The organism is Roseibium sediminicola, from assembly GCF_023156505.1.
Taxonomy (GTDB): Bacteria; Pseudomonadota; Alphaproteobacteria; order Rhizobiales; family Stappiaceae; genus Roseibium; species Roseibium sediminicola.
The window spans coordinates 64,031-82,693 of the sequence record NZ_JALNMJ010000003.1 but is presented as its reverse complement, the minus strand read 5'-3'; the positions used below and the strand labels follow the sequence as shown (position 1 = coordinate 82,693).

Here is an 18,663-nt window from a genome sequence, read left to right as displayed (position 1 = left end):
TCAAATGTGCTCCCAACTTGTCAGGAGCCCTCCATGTCCGGTCACGACCATTCTCACGATCATGATCACTCTGAGCTCAGCGACATCGAATTGCGTGTGCGCGCGCTGGAGACCCTTTTGACCGAAAAGGGCTATATCGATCCGCCCGCGCTGGATGAACTGATCGAGACCTACGAGACCAAAATCGGTCCGAAAAACGGTGCCCGGGTTGTCGCCAGGGCGTGGGCCGACCCGGATTACCGGGACCGCCTGATGAAAGACGCGACAGCGGCCATTGCCGAGTTCGGGTTCACCGGCCGCCAGGGCGAACATATGGTGGCGGTCGAAAACGACGAGACCACCCACAACATGGTCGTCTGCACCCTGTGCTCCTGTTATCCGTGGACCGTGCTCGGCCTGCCGCCGGTCTGGTACAAATCCCCGCCCTACCGCTCACGCGCGGTGCGCGATCCCAGAGGCGTGCTCGACGAATTCGGCGTGCACCTACCGGAGGAGAAGGAAATCCGCGTGTGGGATTCGACGGCCGAAGTGCGTTACCTGGTGATCCCGGAACGGCCTCACGGCACGCATGGCTGGAGCGAAGACCGGCTCGCCGAGCTGGTCACACGTGACAGCATGATCGGCACGGGCCTTGCCCTCGATCCGGCCAAAAGGGAGACCGCAGCATGAACGGCGCTCAGGATCTCGGTGGCCAGATGGGCTTCGGGCCGATCGAACTTGAAGACAACGAACCGAATTTTCACGCGGCTTGGGAAGAACGCGCCTTTGCGCTTACGCTGGCCATGGGCGCCACCGGCTCCTGGACGATCGATACCTCGCGTTTTGCCCGGGAGTCGCTGCCGCCTGCCGACTATCTCTCGTCCAGCTACTATGAGATCTGGACCAAGGGGCTGGAAAAGCTGCTTCTGGACAAGGAACTGGTGACGGCAGAAGAGCTGAAACAGGGCAAGGCACTCGGTCCGGCAAAACCGGTTGCCCGGGTTCTGACGGCGGAAACCGTTGCACCGGTCCTGGCCAAGGGCGGGCCCGCCGACCGCGAACAGGAGCAGCCCGCCCGGTTCCGGGTCGGCGACCGCGTGCGCACCAAGCGCATGCACCCGGAGACACACACCCGCCTCCCCCGCTACGCACGGGATGCCGAGGGCGTGATCGAAGTCATCCACGGTGTGCATGTCTTTCCCGACAGCAATGCCCATGGCAAGGGTGAGCAGCCGACCTGGCTCTACAGCGTTGCCTTCAAGGGCACGGATATCTGGGGAGAAGACAGCGATCCGAAACTGACCCTGCGCATCGATCTCTGGGAGCCGTATCTTGACATTGCCTGACGCCATTGCCGCCGTTCCGCGGCTTCCGCTCGACGAAGACGGCGGCCCGGTCTTTTCCGCGCCCTGGGAGGCAAGGGTCTTCGCCATGACCCTTCAGGCGCATCAGGCCGGTGTCTTCACCTGGCCGGAATGGGCCGAAACGCTCGGCGCGGAGCTGGCCAGGGACGGCGACGGCAGCGGTGAGACGCTCGGTTACTACGACCACTGGCTGACCGCATTTGAGAAGCTTTTGAAGGTCAAGGGGGTGGCCGGCGCCGGCCAGCTCGCAGACCTTCAAACCGCCTGGGATGCCGCCGCCAAGGCAACGCCGCATGGACAGCCGATCGAACTTCAGCGGAGGTGAACGCGGCATGCATCTGAGGGTCCCACCTGTTGCCGTTTTCCTGATCGCGGCCGCCCTGCTGGCCGCAGGTCACTTTCTCCTGCCCATGCTTTCCCTCACCTTCCCGGGTCAGGTCAGCCTGGCGCTCTTGCTGGGGCTCACCGGGCTGGTACCGGGATTGCAGGCGGTTCTGGAATTTGTCGCCCGCAAGACCACGGTCAATCCGATGGCCCCGGAAACCGCCACCACGCTGGTCACGGGCGGCATCTACCGCATCAGCCGCAACCCGATGTATCTGGGGCTCTTGTGCATTCTTCTGGCACTCGCGCTCTTCTGGGGCACGCTGACGGTGATCGTGATTGCCCCGGCCTTTGTCTGGTACATGACAGAATTCCAGATCAAGCCGGAGGAAGACAGCCTGCGCCAGCTGTTCGGCGAGGAATACAAGACCTATCTCGCCGAGGTCCGCCGCTGGATCTGACAGATTTCACTGCCCGAGATACAGCCCGGCGTTTTCCTTGAAAGAATCTGCCGCGAAACGCAGGAAGGTGCGGATGCGGGCGACATTCTTCAAGTCCGGATGGGTCAGGATCCAGATGTCGAAATAGCGCGTCGGCTCGACGCCCGGCAGACGCATCAGCTCCGGATCCGGGTCGCCGAGAAAACAAGGCAGCCGGCCGATGCCCATGCCGGCGCGGACAGCCGCATGCATGGTGATCATGTCGTCGGTGACGGTCGCCACCTCACCGTTCGGATAGCGTTCGCGCAGTTCCTTTGGCACCTGGTTGCCCCACCATTTGAAGGCGACAAACGGCACCCTGGCCGTGGTCAGGCTGTCACGATAGGCCTCCTGAAATCTGCGGGCAAACTCCCGGGAGACGTAAAAACAGCGGTTCTGACCGGTGGCAAGGCGCCCGAACAGGCTCTCGTCCGGCTTGTCGGTCACCCTGACGGCAATATCCGCCTCGCGCCGGTGCAGGCTGAGGATCTCGTTGGCGGCGTTCATGGTGACATCGATCTGCGGATGCCGTTCCTTGAACCTGGCGACGATCTCGGCCAACTGCACCTGAAAGACCAGCTGGGCCGCCGTCACCCGCAGCGGGCCTTCCAGCTCGGCATCGCGGGCGGTGATGCGCGTATCCAGCGACAGCACCTCCGCTTCCATGCGCCTCGCGGTCTCGACCGCCTCCTCACCGGCGACCGTTGCCGTGAAACCTTCCGGCAGGCGGTCGAACAGCCGCGTGCCGACGCGTTCTTCCAGTGCCGTCAGCCGCCGCGATACGGTGGAGTGGGTCACGCCGAGCGCACGTGCCGCCTTTGTGACACTGCCCGCCTTGGCGACGGCGAGCACGAATTTCAGATCGTCCCAATTGTCCATGCTGTGCATTTTTGCACATGAGCATTCCGGATTTGAAGAATTTTTCGCACCCCATTCCCTCACTATCTTGAGAGCGTCTCAACAAAGGGAGTTCCGAGATGACCGTACAAGCTCTTGCCATGATCACCGTCACCAACAAAGACGCCCTCGGCGCCTACCGGGAAAAAGCCGCCGATGCCCTCGCCCGCCATGGCGGCAGCGTGGTCGCCGCCGATCCGGAGCCGCTGGTTCTGGAAGCCGCCAATGACGCCCCGAACGTCGTCGCCCTGCTCGCCTTCCCGAGCGCGGACGCTGCAAAAGCCTGGCGCGAAGACCCGGACCTCGCCGACATCCACGCCCTGCGCAACAAGGGTGGCAAGTCGACGATCGTGGTGTTGCCCGCTTGACCAACCGGCCGGCGCTGCGCGTCAGGGCCGGCCGTTTTCACGCTCTTGCGCGACACGATTGGAAATGTCCTTCCATGCCGCAATCAGCGCGTCATGGGCTGCGTCGGTCGGCGGGATCATATAGGAATATGGCAGGAGCATTCCGACGGCGTTTTCGGGCACCTGCTTGAGCTCTTCCTCAGACATGTAGGAGGTGAAGTCCTTGACCAGAAACAGCATCTCCGCACCCGCAAGAACCGGAACGCCACACCCGCCCAGATAAAGGTTCCACGTCACAATTGGCACGGCTTCCTCTGGCCCTTTCAGAACGGTCCCGAGGTCATACCCCACTTTGATATAGCCGAAGGGAGCGTGCTGAGAACCGGTTTCGGGGAGGCTTTCTACCGGCGCATTAGGCGCAGGCTTGACGTATTCCGTGCTTTCCACAAATCCGACGAAGACGCGATCTGCTTCGCGGAAATAGTCCTCGTTGCTATTCAGAAACGGGCTGCTGCACGCCTCAGCAGCGGTCGGAACAATGAGACCGAGGAACAGACAGAAAAGGCATTTCATGACGGCTTCCAATCGGCACAACTTGAAATTGCCCCGACCTCACCAGCCACTTGTGGCAGATCTTTGACCGTTTGCGAACTTGACGCTGCAGGTCTTAGAATACGGCCACCTATACACCCGACACCGTCATCCTGAGGAAGCGCGTCAGCGCTGTCTCGAAGGATCGGCCGCATGCTCATTCGCTGGTGGTCCATCCTTCGAGACGGACCTAGCGGTCCTCCTCAGGATGACGTTTGAGTGGAAACCAAAGTGGATTAAACCGGCTTCACCAGCCGCATGCGCCAGGTGACGCCCTTCTTGTCCGAGACCAGACGGTAGTCGTCGAGGACCTCCCACTTGGCTGTGTCGTCGGTCGCTTCCCAGAGCCTGTTGATTAGCTTGTTGGCGCCCGATTCGGGCTTCTTGGGGGAATACATGGACAGCGCGATGACGCCGTCCTTTTTCAGAAACGGCACATAGCGCGCGACCAAAGCCGCCGGGTCTTCGGCAAAATGCAGCACCTCGTTGAAAACGATCGCGGAAAACGTCTCGCCGGCCTGCGGCTCGAACGTGTGCATGTCACCGGCGCGCAAGGATGCGATGGCCGGGTCGACATTGGCGATTTCCAGCGAGGCCGGGGACAGGTCCATTCCGACATAGCGCTTGATGCCCATAGGCTGCAGGCGCTCGTAGAGCAGGCCTTCGCCGCAGCCGATGTCGAGAACCTCATCCATCGTGCCGGTCAGGGAGAGCCACATGCCGATGATGCCATAGCGGCCGCTTTCGGGCAGCGAGCGCAGGAAGGCCCAGCGGCCGGCTTCGTATTCCTCGTCCCAGCCGGCGGCGGTGGTGGCGTTTTTCGACATGGATATCTTCCTGACAGCATTGGCGGGCCAGACGGCCCGCCGACAATTTCACGGTTTCAGATGCATCACTTATAGGGATCGGCCGCGTCGCGCAAACCGTCGCCGAGGAAATTGAACGCCAGCACCACGATGATGATCGGGAGCACCGGCGCCATCAGCCAGGGATAGACCGTCACCACCGAGATATTCTGCGCTTCGTTCAACAGAACCCCCCAGGAAATCGACGGTCGGCGCAGGCCCAGATTGAGGAAGGAGAGCGCGGTTTCGCCAAGGATCATCGACGGGATCGACAGGGTCGCAGAGGCGATGATGTGGCTGGTAAAGCCGGGCAGCAGATGCCGGGTGATGACCCGCTTCGGTTTTGCCCCCATCAGCACGGCCGCCTTGGCATATTCCTCTTCGCGCAGGGACAGGAGCTTGGAGCGCACGGCCCGTGCCAGCCCCGGCCAGTCGAGCAGACCCAGAATGATGGTCAGGCCGAAATAGATCCACACCGGGCTCCAGGTCACCGGCAGCGCCGCGGAAAGCGCCATCCAAAGCGGCAGCTCCGGCAGCGATCGGATGATCTCGATGGAGCGCTGGATCACGCTGTCGGCAAGCCCGCCAAAATAGCCGGCAATGCCGCCGAAAAAGAGCCCGAGGACGATCGAGATGAAAACGCCGATCAGACCGACGGTGAGCGACAGCCGCGCGCCATAGACAAGCCCGGAGAACTGGTCGCGTCCGAGGCGGTCCGTGCCGAGCAGGAACATCGTGCCGCCTTCGGCGGGGCAGACCAGATGGAAGGAGGCGTCGAACAGGCCCCAGAATTCGTAATCGTCGCCGCTGCAGAAGAATCGCAGCTTCTGGACCTGGGTCGGATCGTCCTTGAACACCCATTGCAGGGTCTCCATGTCGATTTCCGAGGTCATGCCATAGACGAACGGCCCGACGAAGCTGCCCTCGTGGAACAGATGGATCGGTTGTGGCGGCGCATAAAGATGCAGGCTGTCGCGGGTGTTTGCGTCATAGGGCGCAATCAGTTCCGCGAAGGGCACACACAGATAGAACAGGATCAGGATCACGCCGGACCAGACCGCAATCTTGTGGCGCTTGAACTTCCACCACATGATCTGCCACTGGGACGCCTGATAGAAACGCTCCTGCTCCGCCGTCATCTCCTCGGTGGTGGCCGGGTTGAACGGCGTCGGATCGACATAATGCTCGACCACGCGCTGCGGCGTCTTGTCTTTCATCTCGATGCTCATGTGGACGCCCTCCCGCCCAGCCGGATTCGCGGATCGAGCACTGCCAGAAGCAGGTCGGAGATCAGCATGCCGATCAGGGTAAGCACAGCAACGAACAGCAGGATGAAGCCGGACAGGAACTGATCCTGCGACTGCAGCGCCGAGACCAGAACCGGCCCGACGGTCGGCAGGCTCATCACCACGGAGACGATCACCGAGCCGGAGACCATTGACGGGATCAGGTTGCCGATATCGGCAATGAACGGGTTGATCGCCATGCGGAGCGGGTATTTGACCAAGAGCTGGCTCTCCTTCAGCCCCTTGGCGCGCCCGGTGGTGACATATTGCCGGTGCAGCTCATCGAGCAGGTTGGCACGCAGGCGCCGGATCATGGCCGCGGTGCCGGAAGTGCCGATGACGATGGTCGGCACGATCAGATGGGCCAGCACGGACATCGCCTTATCGAAGCTCCAGGGCTGGTCGATATATTGCGGGTCCATCAGGCCGCCGACCGACAGGCCGAACCAGCGATTGAAGAAATAGAGCAGGATCAGCGCCAGCAGGAAGTTCGGCGTGGCCAGGCCGATATAGCCGATAAAGGTGATGCCGTAGTCACCCCAGGAATATTGCCGTGTGGCGGAATAGATGCCGATCGGAAAGGACACCACATAGACGAACAGGATCGTGGCGAAATTGAGCACCACGGTCAGCGGCAGGGTCGGTCCGATGACCTGTTCGACCGGTTTGTCATATTCGAAGGACCAGCCCCAGTTGCCCTGGATCAGGCCGTCGAACCCATGCGGACCCTGCCAGAGTCCGACCCAGATCAGGTAACGTTCGAAAAAGGGCCGATCTAGGGAAAACTCCTGACGCAGGAATTCGAGCTTGGCGACGGAAGAGCTTTCGCCGGAGGATTTCAGGGCGGCAATCTGGTTGGAGATATAATCACCAGCCGGAAGTTCGATGATCAAAAACGTCAGGAAACTGATCACCAGCAAGGTGGGAACCATCATAAAGATGCGGCGGAAAATGTAATAGAGCACCTAAACTCCCCTCAACCCCAGACACCGTGCAGACCGCTGCGTGAATACCCGCACTAAAAGTCGATTTCCGTTTCGATCATATGACGAAATTTCGGCACGTGTCAGGTCATGGCGTAACACGTCGGCGCCAACACTGGAAGAAGTCTTGGAAGACCTTTTCCGAATTGGCACCGGGCCGGCCCGGTCAGCAGGAATTTCTGCCGGGCCGTCCGATTTTCTTGAGTGTTAGGCCACACAGCCCCGGGTCAGTTTTTAAAGTAGAACTCATCCATGCGGTGAATTCCGAAATGCGCGCCCGGGTCCCAACCGTAGATGCCTTCCAACGGGACATTTTCCAGGCCCTTGACCACGACCGGCTGACGGACACCCGAGACCAGCCCAATATGGATGGTTTCGTCGGCGTGGATCTGCAGCATTTCCTCCCAGATCTTGGTGCGCTCTTCTGGTGTCTTCGAAACCAACCAGGATTTGTAAAGCTCCATCAGGCGCTCGGCCGGGGCCCAGTCGGGCTTTTCACCGCCCTCACCCTGGGTCTCGTAATAATCGCCCCACTTGTGCCAGGAAAACGCGTCGCCGCGCACCGGCGCGAAATCGTCCGGCGGCATTTCGGACGTCGGAATGCCGTTTTCAAAGCCGGTCCAGACGGACATGACCAGATCGCCGGTGATCGCCCGCTCGCGCATGTTGTCCCGCTGGCTCGGCTTGGCAAAAAGCGCGACGCCGACCTCTTTCCACATTTCCTTGACCAGCTCCAGGGCATCGTCCTGCACCTGTTCTTCGCCGGAGGTCTCGACGATGATTTCCAGCGGACGGCCGTCGGGCATCAGGCGGATGCCTTTGCCGTTGCGCTCGGTCAGACCGATTTCGTCCAGAAGAGCGTTGGCCTTGTCCGGGTCGTAGTCCGCCCATTTGGTCGTGAGTTCGGCCTTGTAGAGCGGGCTGGAGGCTAGCACCGTGTCATTGCCCGGTGTGCCGAGACCGAAGAACAGCACCCGATTGAGCAGGTTGCGGTCGATGGCCACCGACAGGGCATGCCTGAAACGTGTGTCGCGCAGGAGCTCGCGCCAGACCGGATCCTTGACGGTCAGGTTCGGCAGGATCGAGATTTCCGAGCCCTTGCTGTTGGACCAGAGCGCAGTCACATAGTCGTTCTGCTTCTCGCCCTTTTTCAGGACCGTGATATCGGAGAAGCTGAGATTGCGGGCCTGAAGGTTGCTTTCGCCCGCCTGAGCCTTGGCCGGGATCAGCTTGCCGTCGGCCACCGTCATGATGACCTCGTCGACATAGGGCAGCTGCTGGCCGGTACTGTCGACGCGGTGGTAATAGGGATTGCGTTCCAGAACAAAGCGCAGATCGCTGTCGTCGCGTTTGCGCACCCAGGGCTGAAGCGACGGAATGTCGACATTCTGGGCGTTATACATGTCGTCTTTTTTGTTGTGCAGCGGCGCCCAGCTGCGTGCCTTGACCTTTTCGGCTTCCTTCGCGATGAAATCGGCGTCGCCGTATTTGTCGTGGAACTGCTTCAGGTAATGGGCCGGGCGGTAGATGAACGGCGGACGCGACTTGGCCAGTTCCGGCAGGAACAGCGGATTGGGGTCGTCCCAGGTAAAGCGCACCGTCGTTTCGTCCAGCACCTCGAAGTTCGGGCCCTTGCCGTTCACCATCAGGAAGGGCGGCAGACCGGACGGGGTCAGTTCCTCGTTGCTGACCACATCCTCGAAGTAATAGCGAAGGTCTTCCGCCCCGAACGGATGACCGTCCGACCATTTGTGGCCTTCGCGGGTGTGCAGCGTGAAGATGCGGCCGTCTTCCACCTCGACATTTTCCAGAATGTCGGGAACCAGATCCAGCTTTTCATTGTAGCCGACCAGGCGGGCGTACCCCCAGACATTGATCAGACGCACATCCTTGGCGCGACCGATCAGCGTGTCGATCTTGCCGCCGTGTTTGCCGACCGTACGGCCGGTGGCCTCCAGGTCAACGATCAAGGGTTCCGACGGCACCCGTTCGGCAACGGGCGGCAGAGACGGGTCGAGGCCGGGCGTCTCCTTCAGCTCCAGCGCGGCCACCGGCCCCGCGATCATGGCCGCGGTCAGAAACAGACCGGCCCGGATGGAATTTTTGAAGTTCATGCTGCTGTCCCCTCAAGCGCCCCGGTGTTCTTCAGGCCGGGTGCGCAGACAAAGTGATCCGGTTCCATTTCCACCAGGGACGGCACAAGTCCGTCTTCCACGCGGAAGGGTTCCGGCCAAAGATGCGGCTCCGATGCCCGGTTGGCATCGAGAGCGGCAAAATCCAGCGGCGCAGACAGGTCCGGTTCGGGAACCGCCGACAACAGCGCCTTGGTATACGGATGGAGCGGATTGCCGACGACGGTGCGCGTCTCGCCGAGTTCCACAAGGCGTCCACGGCACATCACGGCAATCCGGTCGGCGACATAATCCACTACAGCCAGGTTATGGCTGACGAAGAGATAGGTCAGGTTGAGATCCCGCTTCAGGTCCTGCAGCAGATTGAGGATCTGGGCCTGGACAGACACGTCCAGTGCCGAGGTCGGCTCGTCGCACAGGATGAATTCCGGGTTGAGCGCGAGTGCGCGGGCGATGCCGATACGCTGGCGCTGGCCGCCGGAAAAGGAATGCGGGTAACGGCGCAGGAAACGCGGATCGAGACCGACCAGATCCATCAGGTTGCGCGCCCGTTCCGCCCGCTCCTTCGGCGTACCGATGCCATGGACCTCAAGGGGCTCCATCAGTGTGTCGTTGATGGTCATGCGCGGATTGAGCGAAGAGAACGGATCCTGGAAGATCAGCTGGACCCGGCGGCGGTAATCCATCAATTCCTGGCCCTTGAGACCGGCAATGTCTTCCAGGCCCTTGCCGCGATTGTAGAGCACCTGGCCGCCTTCCAGGCGCATTGCCCGCAGGATCGCCTTGGCGGCCGTGGTCTTGCCGGAGCCGGATTCGCCGACCAGCCCCAGACACTCGCCCCGCCGGATGGTCAGGTTGATGCAATCGAGCGCGGTCATCGTCTTGGCCTTGCCGCCCAGCAAGGAGCCTTTGCGCAGGGTGAAGCGCTTGGTGACGTCGCGCATTTCGACCAGCGGTTCGCCCGGCGTGACGTTGCAGTTCGGACGATTCGCCGACAGATCCTCCGAGCGCAGCACGATCGGCCGGATCGGTACAAGACGCTCGTTCTTGTCCATGTGAAAGCTCGGCACCGCATTGAGTAACGCTTTCAGATAGTCGTGCTTGGGATCCGAGAACAGCTGTTCGGCGGTGCCCTTTTCCATAATGCGGCCGTGATAGATCACCGCGATCTCGTCGGCCATGTTGGCGACCACGCCGAAATCATGGGTGATCATCAGCACCGACATGCGCAATTCGGCCTGAACCTCCCGGATCAGCTTGAGAATTTCCGCCTGGATGGTCACGTCCAGCGCCGTGGTCGGCTCGTCGGCGATCAGGAGCGCGGGCCGGCAGATCATCGCCATGGCGATCATGGCACGCTGGCGCAGGCCGCCGGAAAGTTCGAAAGGATAGGTGTCGAGTGCCCGCTCCGGATCCGGGAACTTGACCAGGCTCAGCATCGTCTTGGTCAGCTCGCGCGCCTCGGCGCTCGACACGTTGCGATGCAGCAGCGCCGCCTCTCCGATCTGGTCGCCGATCGTATGCAGCGGCGACAGCGAGGTCATGGGTTCCTGGAAGATGATGGCGACGCGGTTACCGCGCAGATGCCGCATCCGCGGCCCCTTGCGCTCCAGCGCGGCGATATCGACAGGAGGTTCCGCGCCCGTTGGATCGGCCAGGATCACCTTGCCCGATGAAATGCTGGCGGCCTGCGGCAACAGTCCCATGATAGTCTGCGAAATGACCGTCTTGCCGGAGCCCGATTCCCCCACCAGTGCGACGGTGCGGTTTTCGGGAACGACAAACGAGACATCGTCAACAGCGCGGACCTGGCCTTCCGCCGTATTAAAATCGACCGTCAGTCCCTCGATCGAGAGAACATTCACCGCGCATTTCCTCCCAGGCAAGGATTGTCCATCAAAGGCTTACTAAGCCCGCATTGCATTTGAAAGACAACCAAATTCGCCGGAGGATAGCAATGCAGGATTCAGGATCCCGCAAGTGTGATCTACGTCACATTTTTCGGAAAATGCTGCCGATTGGAGCAGCTGCCCCAACGTGCCGCAGGGTCTGGCTTATTCAGCCGCGCTGACGGGGAGATCCTCTGTCATCAATGCGACCGGGCCGGGCTCGGCAAACGGATCCAGCCAGAAGACTTCCATGCGGCCGCTGCGGCCGCGCAGGTGATGGGCACCGACGGCATGCTGATGGCGTTCGGCCGGCAATTGCGCAACCGTGTCGGCGCTTGCGAGGATCGTTACTTCCGGTTCGCCCTCCACTTCCTTGCCGAGTGTCTGCAGCCGCTCCGCGGCGTTCACCGTGTCGCCGACAACTGTGTAGTTCCACCGGTCGAGCGCGCCGACATTCCCGACAACCGCCGGTCCGGTGTGAATGCCGATGCGCAGGGACATCCGCGGCCGGCCTTTTTCGGCCGCCTTCAGATTGGCTTCATGCAGCGCCGCAGCGATCCGTCTTGCGGTTTTAACAGCGGCTTCCGCGTGGTCCGGACGGGCATCCGGCGCGCCCCAGAAGGCCAGCATGCCGTCGCCCAGGAACTTGTCGACCGTGCCGCCCTCTCCTTCCACGGCTTCGACCAGAATGGCGAAATGCTCATTGAGCAGGCCGGCGGTCTCCTCGGCGCTCAGATGTTCCGACAAGGCGGTAAAGCCGACAATGTCGGAGAAAAGAATCGTGAGTTCGGCTTCCCGGGCTTCGGCCGCCCGCCCGCCTCCGAGGCGCATCAGCTTGATGAACAAGGAGCGCGGCACATAGGTGTTCATGGCCTTCAGGCCTTCCACCATGGAGTTGAAGGCGAGCGCAACCTGATCGATTTCAGCCACCCGGCTGCGCGGCAGAGGCTCGACCTCATTGAGCGACAGCGTGCCGACACGCTTGGACTGCAGCGCCAGGTATTTCAGCGGCCGGGCCACTCGGCGCCCCATCCAGAAGGCGATCAGCACGGAGACGATCAGGGCTCCGAAGCCGACAAACATCGACCCGGCGAGGCGCCTGACCTCGCGCGAGACAGTCGCGCTCAGATAGTACTGCCCGACAGTCCATGGCTTGTCGCTGAACCCGTCCAGCAGAGCCTTCATCACAATGTATTCGTTGCCGTTGGCCTGGACAAATGAGACGTCGATCCCCAGTTCCGCGGCCTTTTTAAATTCCTCCAGCGGCTCTTCATTGGCGATCCCGGCGAGCACCGGATCGCCGACCGTCAAAAACGATCCGGGCAGATTGTCGGTAATCTTGCCGCCGGTCTGCAGCCAGTTGGCGTCCGAATGCAGGATGACCTGGTCGCCCTCGGCGATGATGAAGACTGTGTTGTCCTGGCCTTCGTCCTGTGCCGACACGATCTGGCTCAGCTCTTCCATGGACGTGGCTGCCGTCAGTGTACCGACGAGCCCGCCATCCCGAACGAGCGGCACAGATACATTTGCGAAGAGGCCGACCTCATGCTTGACCAGGGCGCCCCAGGTTGGTGGGCTGTCCACCTCAAGTTCGGGAAGATCCTTCGGCGTCATGCCCGGCGGCGGCGCGTCGGAATTGATTCGCCAGATCTTGCCGTTGGGAGCCCGGTAGACACCGATCCGGCGGCCCTCTGCATTGGTGAGGGCCAGGGTGGTGATATCGTTGTTCGATTTCAGGGCAATCGTCAGATCTTCAAGTGTCCGCTCCGGATCGTCAAAGCCGATCTTGCCGTCGTCGAAATAGGGTTTCAGTCCAATGATGGCATTTTCCACGGACGCAAAGTGGGTGCGCAACTGGGTTTCGAGCGACTGCGTGCTCAGGATCGTCTTGTCGTTAAGCAGCGAAAACGTGTTCTTGAAATTGGCGGAGATCGACAGAACCAGCACCAGCCCGATCGCCAGCGCGACAAACGCACCGAAGCTGAGCCCGACAATGGACGTCAGGGACATCATGATCCGCTTGCTTTTGCGCCTGAGTGTCTTCAACGGGCCTTGCCCCTTACCTGTTCGAAGCAGCTTACCTGCCTGATGCTTTGCGTCAAATTATGGCAGGCTCTCAAAATCCACAGGAAGGAAAGTTCGCAGAGGTGCTGCCCACCACAAGACCTTTCCGACGCACGCGAAACCGAAATCCGCTGCGTCCCGCCAGATATTGGCAATGGGGATTTGAATGCAAATGGCTCATTTCGGCGTCGCAAAGGCTTGAAAGGGCTGACCTTTCCTGCGCCTTTGCTTCTTGAACTCGAGCCATTTGTATTCAAACCAAGACCAAATCCCAATTGTCCACAGACCCTAGACCCCGGCCTGCCGCAGTGCCAGTTCCTGCAGCAGGATGATGGTTTTTGCGTCGGCGATCTCTCCGGACCGGATCATGGCCAGCGCCTCTTTCAGCGGCACATGCATCACCTCGATGTCCTCGCCTTCGCCCGGTTCGCCGCCACCCTCCGCCACCTTGTCCTTCAGATGGTAGGTGCCGGTGAAAAATGCCAGATATTCCGTCACCGAGCCCGGGCTCATCAATACGTCGAACACATGTTCGAGCCTGGAGACCTGAAAACCGGTCTCCTCGATCAGCTCCGCACGCATCCGCTCCTCGGGCTGCGCGCCTTCCAAAAGGCCGGCCGGCGCCTCGATCACAAACGGCTCCTTGCCGCTGAAGAAGGCGGGTAAACGGAACTGGCGGGTCAACAGAACACATTCCGTCTCCGGATCGAACAACAGGCAGGCGGCCCCGTGACCCCGGTCATAGACCTCGCGAATCTGATCCTGCCAGGTGCCATCCCGGCGCCTGTAGCGGATCTTGTGCCGGGTCAGCGTGCCCCAGTTGTCCGACAGCACGGTGCTGTCCACGATCTCCAGGAATTCCGTGTCCGTCATCGCCTTACCTGTGTGTCATTCACCGGAATTGGTCGCGGCCTTAATCCCGAGCTCCGCCAGGATGGCGTCCGTGTGCTCGCCAAGCGCGGGCGCCGCCCGGTCGAGCACCAGCTCACCGTTTCTGAACTTGATCGGCGTGCGCACGGAGGCGACGGTGCCGGTTTCCGTGCCGGTTGCCGGCAGATCGACCTTGAGCCCCCGGTGCAGAACCTGGGTGTCCTGAAAGACGTCCTCGACCGAGTTGATTGGCCCGGCCGGCACGCCCTCGCCTTCCAGCGCCGCCAGAAGATCGTCCCGGGTCCGCGTCTCGGTTTCGGCCGTCAGGATCGACACCAGCTCGGAGCGGCTGGCGACGCGGGCCGCGTTGGTGGCGTATTTCGGCTCAGTGGCCAGGTCCGGACGGCCCAGAACCGCACAGAGCCGCCGGAATTGGCCGTCATTGCCGACCGCGATGATCAGATGACCGTCGCTCGCCGGGAACACCTGGTAGGGCACGATATTCGGATGGGCATTGCCGAGGCGCTTGGGGGACTTGCCGGAGACAAAATAGTTCAATGCCTGATTGGCCAGAACCCCGACCTGGGCATCGAGAAGACCCATGTCGACCCATTCACCCTCACCAGTCTCGTCGCGCCGGCGCAGAGCGGCCAGAACGCCGACAACGCCATAAAGGCCGGTAAAGATATCCGCGAAGGCCACGCCGATCTTCTGCGGATCGCCGTCCGGTTCGCCGGTCAGGTCCATGATGCCGCCCATGCCCTGGATCATGAAATCGTATCCGGCCCGATGGGCATACGGCCCGTCCTGACCGAATCCGGTGATCGAGCAGTAGACCAGCTTCGGATTGACCTTGGCGAGACTGTCATAGTCCAGGCCGTATTTCTTGAGGCCGCCGACCTTGAAATTCTCGATTAGGACATCCGCGTCCGCCACCAGGCGGCGGACAACTTCCTGACCTTCCTCGGTCCGGAAATCGACCGTGATCGAACGCTTGCCGCGGTTGCAGGCATGGAAATAGGCCGCATCGCGGTCGTTGCCCGCCTCGTCCCGGACAAAAGGCGGGCCCCAGCCTCTGGTGTCATCGCCCTGAGGGCTTTCGACCTTGATGACATCCGCACCGAGATCGGCCAGCGTCTGTCCCGTCCAGGGCCCGGCAAGGATACGGGCGAGTTCAACGACTTTGATGCCTTTCAGCGGCGCACTCATGTGGGTGTTCCTATCGTGGCCGGATCAGGCTTCGGCCGTCTTGCGGTAGATGTGGTAACGGCCCGGGTGAATGCCCTCGGGTTTTTCCAGGCGTTCGAAATTGGCCAGGTCCAGTTCCAGCGCGGTCAGCACAAAGCCACCAACGGCCATGCGTTCGTTGACCAGCGGCGCCAGCCAGTGAACGATGGCAAGGTCGTTGGTCGGATCCGCCGAGCCGATATCGATATGGGCAAAGGAGGCCTTGGCCTTTACCCGCGGCCCGCAGAAGGCCAGGGTGTCGCGGATATCGCCGAGGATCATGTGCTCGGCGTCGGGCGCGCAGCTCGGGTGGCAGTTCATGGCAAAATCGAAGACGAAGATCTCCTTGTCCGGATAGATCTCGCGCAGGTGATCGTAAGTGCGGCCGTTGCCCAGCCCCAACTCCAGAACCGGACCTTTAACTTCATTGACCTGGTCGACCAGGTATTCCAGCAGAATTTTCTGCGACGTCATGCGGCGGATAAAACTGTCCAAACGGCTCATTAAAAAGATCCCTGCAAATGCTATTGCCCCTCACATAGACAATGGCCTGCTCTGCGTCAAAACCGATCCGTCGGATCGGCACTTCACGTCTGCGGCACGTCGCCCCGCCCGAGAGGCAGACCAAACAGGTCTTTGCCATATTCATTGATCATGCTAACGCGTTAGCTCGTCCGCTTTCCGTTCCAGTTTCCCGCGGGCCATTTTTCAGGAGACCCAGATGCGTTCCGAAACGGCGCCGGCCATCCGGCTGGAAGACTATCAACCGCCCGCCTACCGCATCGACACCGTGCACCTGAATGTTGATCTCGATCCGTCGGCCACCCGTGTCACGGCAACCTTGAAATTGCGCAGGCAGCCGGAGACACCAGCTGGCTCGCCGCTGCTCCTGGATGGCGACGAACTGACCCTGACGGAGATCCGAATAAACGGAAACCCTCTTGCCGAAACCGCCTTTAAGGCAGACGCGCAGCAGCTCGAAGTGTCCGCACCGCCCGCGGAACCGTTCGACCTGACCCTGGTCACGGAGATCAATCCGGACGCCAATACCAAGCTGATGGGACTTTACCGCTCGTCCGGCACCTATTGCACCCAGTGCGAGGCCGAAGGCTTCCGGCGCATCACCTATTTCCTCGACCGCCCGGACGTGCTGTCGGTCTACACCACCCGCCTCGAAGCCCCGAAAAAGGACTGTCCCGTGCTGCTCGCCAACGGCAATCTGGCCGAGACCGGCGAGCTGGATGACGGCCGGCATTTCGCCGTCTGGCACGACCCGCACCCGAAGCCTGCCTATCTATTCGCACTGGTCGCCGGCAATCTTGCAGAAGTCTCCGACAGCTTCACCACGGCCTCAGGCAAGGGCGTTGCGCTGAACATTTATGTCGAGCACGGCAAGGAAGACCGCTGCGGCTGGGCGATGGATTCCCTGAAACGCTCGATGCGCTGGGACGAAGAGGTCTTCGGCCGGGAATATGACCTTGATGTCTTCAATATTGTCGCCGTGTCCGACTTCAACATGGGCGCGATGGAGAACAAGGGCCTCAACATCTTCAACGACAAATATGTGCTGGCCGATCCGGAAACCGCAACCGATCAGGACTATGCCAATATCGAGGCGGTGATCGCCCACGAATATTTCCACAACTGGACCGGCAACCGCATTACTTGCCGCGACTGGTTCCAGCTGTGTCTTAAAGAAGGCCTGACCGTTTTCCGTGATCAGGAATTTTCCTCCGACATGCGCTCGCGCGCGGTCAAGCGCATTGCCGATGTGCGGCTGTTGAAGTCGCACCAGTTCCCCGAGGACGCGGGACCGCTGGCGCATCCGGTCCGGCCGAAGATCTATCACGAGATCAACAACTTCTATACGGCCACCGTCTATGAGAAGGGGGCCGAGGTTGTCCGAATGCTGAAAACGCTGCTCGGCGATGAAGGCTTTCGTGCGGGGCTCGATCTCTATTTCGACCGCCATGACGGCGAGGCCACGACCATCGAGGCGTTCCTGGCGAGTTTCGAAGAGGCCGCGGGCGCGGACCTTAGCCAGTTCGCGCTCTGGTACGAACAGGCCGGTACGCCGATCGTCACCGCCGAAACCGAATACGACCCGGACCGCAAGACCTTTACCCTGTCGCTCAGCCAGGAAATCCCGCCGGTGCCCGGTCAGAAGACGAGCAGGGCCGCCGTCATTCCGCTGCGCTTCGGCCTGATCGGCCCGAACGGGGAAGATCTGGATGTCGCCGCGCCCGAGGGCGCTATTGTCGCCGGAGATGTCCTGATCCTGGACAAGGCCCATCAGGACGTGACCTTCGAGAATGTCGCGGCGCCGCCGGTTCTGTCGCTGCTGCGTGGTTTTTCCGCGCCTGTCCGGCTCAACCAGCATCTGGAACCACGGGATCTGGCGTTCCTGGCGGCCCAGGACAAGGATCCGTTCAACCGCTGGCAGGCCGTTCAGACCCTGGCCATGCGGGATCTGGTGCGCATGACACATTTGTGCAGTCAGGATCAGCCGGCGACCTGCTCGAAGGACGTGATCGACGTGTTCGCCGCGATCCTGGAGGACGCCGCTTTGGACGATGCCCTGCGCGCCCTGGCCCTGACCCTGCCCAGTGAGGCCGATATTGCGCAGGAAATCGGCAAGGATGTCGACCCGGATGCCATACACGCCGCGCGTTCGATCATGCGCCGGGACATCGGCAGCGAACACAAGACCGCATTCCAGAGGTTTGCCACGGGTTTTGCACCGGAGGGTCCCTTTTCGCCCGATGCCGCCTCCGCCGGCAAGCGGGCCCTCGCCAACCGTGCCCTTTCCTATTTTGCCCTGCCGGGAGACGCTGCCGGCCAGGACACCGTCTGGCAACGGTTCACGTCTGCCGACAACATGACCGACAGGCTCGCGGCACTGACACTGCTGGTGCATGACGGCGCGCCTCAAAAAGACGACGCGTTGGAGGCCTATCGCGACCGCTACAAGGACAACTCGCTGGCCATGGACAAATGGTTCATGACCCAGGCGACAACTCCGGGGCCAAAAGCCGTCGACATCGTCATAGCCTTGATGGGCCACCCGCTCTACGATGCCACCAACCCCAACCGGGTCCGTGCGTTGCTTCAATCCTTCGCCACCGGCAATCCGACCCAGTTTGCGAGGGCGGACGGGGCCGGATTTGAACTCGTCGCCGAATCAGTTCTGGAGATCGACAAGCGCAATCCGCAAGTCGCCTCCCGGCTTTTGACGAGTTTCCGCTCCTGGCGCGCCCTTGACCCACAGAGATCTGCCCTTGCTGAATCTGCGCTCCTGAGGGTTTCCGCATGCGAAGAACTGTCGAGAGATAGCCGCGACATCGTGGATAGAACCCTGCAATAGTGTGCAATACTGAGGAAGGTTA

The 18,663-nt window shown here is 61.3% G+C and carries 17 protein-coding genes; 6 read left to right on the top strand and 11 right to left on the bottom strand.

Going from position 1 to position 18,663, the window contains the following annotated elements; all coding sequences use genetic code 11:
• Positions 1-33: 33 nt before the first annotated feature.
• Genes nthA through M0H32_RS05805 form a run of 4 tightly spaced genes read left to right on the top strand, consistent with a single transcriptional unit; the run spans position 34 to position 2,128 of the window.
• Positions 34-669, top strand: coding sequence for a nitrile hydratase subunit alpha (gene nthA / locus M0H32_RS05820; protein ID WP_248152008.1), 636 nt, complete (start codon positions 34-36; stop codon positions 667-669).
• On the top strand, positions 666-1,325 hold the full coding sequence (gene nthB, locus M0H32_RS05815) for a nitrile hydratase subunit beta (protein WP_248152007.1): 660 nt from the start codon (positions 666-668) through the stop codon (positions 1,323-1,325). The genes nthA and nthB overlap by 4 nt, the downstream gene beginning before the upstream one ends.
• Entirely contained in the window at positions 1,312-1,668 is a 357-nt protein-coding gene (locus M0H32_RS05810) for a nitrile hydratase accessory protein (RefSeq protein WP_248152005.1), read from the top strand. Before nthB ends, M0H32_RS05810 begins: the two co-directional genes overlap by 14 nt.
• A 7-nt stretch (positions 1,669-1,675) precedes the next feature.
• Positions 1,676-2,128, top strand: a complete 453-nt coding sequence (locus tag M0H32_RS05805) for a methyltransferase family protein (protein WP_248152003.1) — start codon at positions 1,676-1,678, stop codon at positions 2,126-2,128.
• Positions 2,129-2,134: 6 nt separating this feature from the next.
• On the opposite strand, the gene M0H32_RS05800 is transcribed toward M0H32_RS05805, so the two are convergent.
• Positions 2,135-3,025, bottom strand: a complete 891-nt coding sequence (locus tag M0H32_RS05800; protein WP_248152002.1) for a LysR family transcriptional regulator — start codon at positions 3,023-3,025, stop codon at positions 2,135-2,137.
• A gap of 98 nt (positions 3,026-3,123) precedes the next feature.
• On the opposite strand from M0H32_RS05800, the gene M0H32_RS05795 reads away from it, so the two are divergent.
• Complete coding sequence (locus tag M0H32_RS05795; RefSeq protein WP_248152000.1) at positions 3,124-3,411, top strand: DUF1330 domain-containing protein; 288 nt, start codon at positions 3,124-3,126, stop codon at positions 3,409-3,411.
• Positions 3,412-3,432: 21 nt separating this feature from the next.
• Here M0H32_RS05795 and M0H32_RS05790 read toward each other — a convergent pair whose 3' ends face one another.
• From M0H32_RS05790 to M0H32_RS05745, 10 genes are all read right to left on the bottom strand, one after another.
• On the bottom strand, positions 3,433-3,963 hold the full coding sequence (locus M0H32_RS05790) for a hypothetical protein (protein WP_248151996.1): 531 nt from the start codon (positions 3,961-3,963) through the stop codon (positions 3,433-3,435).
• Positions 3,964-4,217: 254 nt separating this feature from the next.
• Positions 4,218-4,808, bottom strand: a complete 591-nt coding sequence (locus tag M0H32_RS05785) for a class I SAM-dependent methyltransferase (RefSeq protein WP_248151994.1) — start codon at positions 4,806-4,808, stop codon at positions 4,218-4,220.
• A gap of 65 nt (positions 4,809-4,873) precedes the next feature.
• Entirely contained in the window at positions 4,874-6,055 is a 1,182-nt protein-coding gene (locus tag M0H32_RS05780) for an ABC transporter permease (RefSeq protein ID WP_248151991.1), read from the bottom strand.
• Positions 6,052-7,077 carry an ABC transporter permease gene (locus M0H32_RS05775; RefSeq protein WP_248151987.1) on the bottom strand — a complete coding sequence of 342 codons (1,026 nt, stop codon included), beginning with the start codon at positions 7,075-7,077 and terminating at the stop codon, positions 6,052-6,054. Before M0H32_RS05775 ends, M0H32_RS05780 begins: the two co-directional genes overlap by 4 nt.
• Positions 7,078-7,322: 245 nt before the next feature.
• A complete protein-coding gene (locus tag M0H32_RS05770; RefSeq protein WP_248151985.1) occupies positions 7,323-9,209 on the bottom strand; it encodes an ABC transporter substrate-binding protein in 1,887 nt (628 codons plus the stop codon).
• Positions 9,206-11,092: an ABC transporter ATP-binding protein gene (locus M0H32_RS05765; RefSeq protein ID WP_248151984.1), complete on the bottom strand. Its 1,887-nt coding sequence runs from the start codon at positions 11,090-11,092 to the stop codon at positions 9,206-9,208. Before M0H32_RS05765 ends, M0H32_RS05770 begins: the two co-directional genes overlap by 4 nt.
• A 189-nt stretch (positions 11,093-11,281) precedes the next feature.
• Positions 11,282-13,129: an adenylate/guanylate cyclase domain-containing protein gene (locus M0H32_RS05760; protein WP_248151981.1), complete on the bottom strand. Its 1,848-nt coding sequence runs from the start codon at positions 13,127-13,129 to the stop codon at positions 11,282-11,284.
• A 339-nt stretch (positions 13,130-13,468) separates the two neighbouring features.
• Complete coding sequence (locus M0H32_RS05755) at positions 13,469-14,053, bottom strand: NUDIX domain-containing protein (RefSeq protein ID WP_248151980.1); 585 nt, start codon at positions 14,051-14,053, stop codon at positions 13,469-13,471.
• Between the two features lie 15 nt (positions 14,054-14,068).
• Positions 14,069-15,259 (bottom strand): CaiB/BaiF CoA transferase family protein, encoded by a 1,191-nt coding sequence (locus M0H32_RS05750; RefSeq protein WP_248151978.1) that lies wholly within the window; start codon positions 15,257-15,259, stop codon positions 14,069-14,071.
• Between the two features lie 24 nt (positions 15,260-15,283).
• Entirely contained in the window at positions 15,284-15,781 is a 498-nt protein-coding gene (locus tag M0H32_RS05745) for a class I SAM-dependent methyltransferase (protein ID WP_248151976.1), read from the bottom strand.
• A 217-nt stretch (positions 15,782-15,998) separates the two neighbouring features.
• Here M0H32_RS05745 and pepN point away from each other — a divergent pair, with 217 nt between their 5' ends.
• On the top strand, positions 15,999-18,641 hold the full coding sequence (gene pepN / locus M0H32_RS05740; RefSeq protein ID WP_248151973.1) for an aminopeptidase N: 2,643 nt from the start codon (positions 15,999-16,001) through the stop codon (positions 18,639-18,641).
• Positions 18,642-18,663: the final 22 nt, after the last annotated feature.